The following is a 4,160-nucleotide window of genomic DNA, read 5'->3' as shown; positions in this document are numbered from 1 at the left end:
CACGACACCATCAGACAGAAGCCGAGCTCAGCGATCCCCTGCCATCAATCAGCCCGCTGCCGCCCATCCCGCTGACACCACCACGCACACTCACAGTGCCGCAGAAGTCCGGCAAGCGCACGAAGGGGCGTAGCGCTGAGGCAGTGTCTGGGCCTGGTGGGAGCTGGCCTGGTGAGGGTGGTTCGGGGGCGTTCACGCTGCCGGTGCGGTTCCGGACGCCGGTGGACGAGAACGTGCTCGCGCTGTTCATCGCCTCGCGTGTGCTGACCGGTGAGAACCAGTTCTGGCGGGAGGGGATCAACCACGCCCGGCGGTGGCACGAGGAGACCGGCGGACTCGACGTTCCCTATTCCGAAATGGTCGGAGAAGAGAGGAAGTTCCCGCTCGGTAAATGGTTGTCGGACAGGCGCAGCGAGCATGCTGCTGGGGAATTGGCGCGACACCGGGTCGACATGCTCGACCAGCTCGGGATGATCTGGTCGGTCTCCGACGCCCGCTTCGAGGCCGGCCTCGACTGGGCCAGGGTCTGGGCGAAGGGCCATGGCGGCTCGCTGGCGGCCCCGGCCCGGGCCTCGATCGGCGGGTACGCGATCGGGACATGGCTCTCGGAGCTGCGGGCTGCGGTCCAGGTGCCGGTCGGCCAGCCGGGGGCGCTCGTGCCGGAGCGGCGGCGGGCGTTGGAGGAGATCGACCCGTGGTGGTGCCCGGCCTGGCCGATCGCCTGGCAGCGCGTGTACGCGGCCGCGCGGCAGTGGTGGTTGGAGGCCGACGGGCGGGTCGACTGGGCCGCGCTGCTTGCGGACACCGTCTTCGAGGGCGAGCAGCTCGGACGGTGGGTGAAGGCGCAGCGGGCCGGGTGGGCCGATCTCGACCAGGAGCAGCGGGACCTGCTCGCGGCGATCGGCATCGGCGAGGATCAGGAACTGGCGGCCGCGCGGGCGGCGGCCACAGCGAAGCCGAAGGTGTCGCGCGCCGACCGGTTCGGCGCTGGCCTGGCGGCGCTGGCGGCCTTCGTCGAGCGTGAGGGGCACGTCCGGGTCCCGCGCACCCACAAGGAGGGTGGGGTGTCCCTCGGGTCCTGGCTGAACAATCAGAAGGCCCGCCGGGACAAGCTCACCGCAGAGCAGATCGGGCAGCTGGAAGCGCTCGGAGTCGGCTGGTAGAACGAGCTGGCCGAGGCCGGTGTCTGTAGGCGGCGCAGCACCCGCCCGAGTGCCCGCCCTCGGGGTTGCGCGGAGCTGTGATCAATCGGCCGGATAAGGGGTCAGGTCGTGCAGGTTCGTGACATCGTGGGCCGGCTGCCGGGGGGCGGCCGCAAAGGGAGGGGCCAGGGTGGCTCGGAGCATGGATGACGATGCGGCACACCGTCGCGGCAGCGCCGAAGAGGCTCTACGGGCTCAGGAGGAGGCTCGGCTGCTCCAGGAACATCGCGCCGAACAGGCCAAGCTTGCTGAGGCGCGGCAAAAGCTCAGGGTGGCTGAACGAACTGCTACACGGTGTCGGCGTCTGTCGCGCACGCGCGCTCTGGGAGGAACGGGCGCGGTATCTGCGCTGTTAGGCGGCCTCGGCTGGCATCTGGCCAACCGGCAGGATGCGTCCTGGTATCCGCCTGTTGACATCGCCTGCGCAGTTCTGGCCACGTTGTCGGCGGCCGTCGCGGTCACGGCCTGGGTCAGCCTTTGGGCTGAGTATGGGACTGGTCGAGCGGAGGCGCAGCTAGAGCTGGCCCGCGAGGCGTTTCGGTCCGTGGCCGCGTACGCCAATCCGTCGCTGGGTTGGCGTAGGCGTCTGTACCGCGAGGAGGTGGCCGACATCGTCGGGCAGTACAAGGCCGACAGCCGCAAGTACCGCCGTGTGCACAACGTTCTGCAGTCGCTGATCATGGCGGGCTCGGCCGCCACCACCACCCTCGCCGCCCTCGACTCCGGGTATCCGGCCCGCTGGCACAGCTTCACCCTGACCGGGGTCGGCTTCGCCATCACTCTGGCCGCGATGTTCGCCGGCTACTACAAGTACCGCGAGCGCAGCTACTTCCTCCAGCAGACCGCCGACGCCATCGAGGAGGAGGCCTACGCCCTCGCTCTCGGCGTCGGTGCCTACCAAGAGTTCGGCTCCGACGAGGAGGATCTCGCCCTGGCCAGGTTCACCCAGCGCGTCGAGGACCTGCGCAACGAACAGCGCCGCCGCCAGCAGCAACTCGACCAGCCTGCCGAACAGACCGGGCACCACCAGCAAGCCCAGGCCTGACCTGCGCAGAGCGGTAGGAGGTCCGGGTGAGCTGGGCTCGCGGCGCTCGGCGTCGAGAAGGAGCGGGAACTGGCTGTCGCGCGGGCGGCGGCCGCGGCGAAGGCTGACGGTGTCGCCTTCGCGCTGTTCACCTGGCTCAACAACCAGAAGGCCCGCCGGGCGAAGCTGACGCCGGGCCAGCTCGCGCAGCTCGCCGAGCACGGCGTGGAGTGGGCGTAGGCAGCTTGTCGCGCTGCTTCTATCGGGATGCCGCTGGCCGATCTCGCGACGTTGCGGGGTCGGCCAGCGGCGTTCTGCGATGGGTCAGCGGCGTGACTTGGGTGGGGTCATGCGGGCGTGGAGCAGTGCGGCGCGGGTGAGTTCGGTGCCTCGCTTGTGGTCCTTGTTGAACAGGGTGGTGAGCCCGTCCGGGGCGCTGTCCCAGTAGTTGTTGAGGGTGATGCGGGCCCCGAGGTTGTCGAGGAGGACGTTGACGACGTGGGCGAGTTCGAGGGGACGCTCGCCCCCTGCGTAGCCCCACCACAGGTGTTCGCCGGGGGTGCAGGGTGCGGGGTGGACGAACCCGTCCGTGGTCGTGATCCATACGGGGCCGTGCAGGACGATGGAGGCCAGCTCGCCGCGGCCGGCGGGGAGGGAGAGCGGGACGTAGAACAGCCACTGGGCGTGGTTCTCGTCGTCGTCCTTGGTGCGGACGACCGGCATGTCGGTCAGGGGGTCGGTGAAGAAGGCGTCGACCGTCTTGTCTTCGGCGAGGGTGGCGTGGCCGGCGGTGGGGTCGCAGAGGGCCAGTCGGCGGGTCCACCGCTCGACGACCGGATTGTCGGTTACCGGGATGTGGGTGAAGTGCCCGAAGGGCAGCAGGTTGGGGTGGCGGCCGAGCGCGATGTCGAGGGCCTCGACGGCGTCCGGTTCGGTACTTCGGGTGATCTCTTCCCATCCCTGTCGCAGGAGGGCGTCGTCCTTCACCAGTTGGATGGGGTGGGTGCGGGCGTCGTGCGTCGCTGCGATGACGAGCCGTTCCGGGCTCGCGATGTGGTTGCCGTAGGTCTGGATGTCTCTCGCGACGTCCTCAACGCGGTCGTTGCGCATGTCGTCGGCCATGTCGGTCAGCGCCGCCCGGGCGGTCTGACTGAAGGCGCTGTTCGCCGCAGCCCGGCGCAGGGTCTTCTCGCGGGGTGTGGCGGGAGCGTCGGCGGTCACGGCCGCGGATCCCGGTTGCCAGCGGCGGGTGACCTCGGACCGGCGCAGGAGGTCGGGCCACCAGGGGAGGGGCTGTCCGGCGAGCTTCACGACGCGGGCCCAGCTCGCCTCGTACTCGATGCGGGGCTGGGGCGGTGTCGGCGGCGACCAGGGCCAGGCCGGTGACGGGGTTGAGGTCGCCGTACAGGGCGCAGACGGTGACGATCTCGCGGTTGCGCTCGGCGGCCAAGTCGACGGCCATGGCCGAGGCGGCGTGGCTCTCGTCGGTGTGGAGCATGCGGATGACGCCGATGCCGGTGTGCCAGTCGGTGGCCGGCCCATGGGTGGTGTCCTGGTGGCCGAGGAAGCGCCCCGGCTGGCGCTGGCCAGGCAGCGGGCGGAGCAGGACGGCGCCGCGGTGCTGGAACTCCGGGGTGCGGGCGGCCCACCGGTACACGTCGTGGGCGTCCCACACGGGCCCGTCGGGCTCTTCGTCGAAGGGGCCGCGGTAGATGTCGGTCTCGGGTTCTGGGAAGTCGCCGTGCTGGCGGGGCAGTCGCCACATCCCGAACGAACTCGTGCCGAGCAGTTCCTGGATCTCCGCCTTGCCGAGGTACGTGGTGCTCAGTCCCATGCAGCTAGGCAGTGTCCTGGCGATCACGAGCGAAGCCAGATGACGAGTGCGGCTGCGGTGACGGTGCCGAGGTAGACGTAGCCGCGCTTGTCGAATCTGG

3 protein-coding genes are annotated in these 4,160 nt (G+C 70.1%); 2 read left to right on the top strand and 1 reads right to left on the bottom strand.

The genetic code is table 11. The features are described from left to right. Nucleotides 1-1,163, top strand: a 1,163-nt coding sequence (locus tag ABD369_RS40115) for a helicase associated domain-containing protein (RefSeq protein ID WP_344641582.1), incomplete at its 5' end; no start/stop codon positions are given. Nucleotides 1,164-1,803: 640 nt separating this feature from the next. Next, nucleotides 1,804-2,247: a DUF4231 domain-containing protein gene (locus tag ABD369_RS40110; RefSeq protein ID WP_344641581.1), complete on the top strand. Its 444-nt coding sequence runs from the start codon at nucleotides 1,804-1,806 to the stop codon at nucleotides 2,245-2,247. Between the two features lie 303 nt (nucleotides 2,248-2,550). On the opposite strand, the gene ABD369_RS40105 is transcribed toward ABD369_RS40110, so the two are convergent. Continuing rightward, the gene (locus ABD369_RS40105; protein WP_344641580.1) at nucleotides 2,551-3,447 is read right to left on the bottom strand and encodes a hypothetical protein; all 897 of its coding nucleotides are present in this window, start codon (nucleotides 3,445-3,447) and stop codon (nucleotides 2,551-2,553) included. Nucleotides 3,448-4,160: the final 713 nt, after the last annotated feature.

The sequence above is a fragment of the Kitasatospora cystarginea genome, assembly GCF_039533515.1.
GTDB lineage: Bacteria > Actinomycetota > Actinomycetes > Streptomycetales > Streptomycetaceae > Kitasatospora > Kitasatospora cystarginea.
The sequence above is the reverse complement of the archived record's forward strand: the minus strand, read 5'-3'. Positions and strand labels throughout refer to the sequence as shown.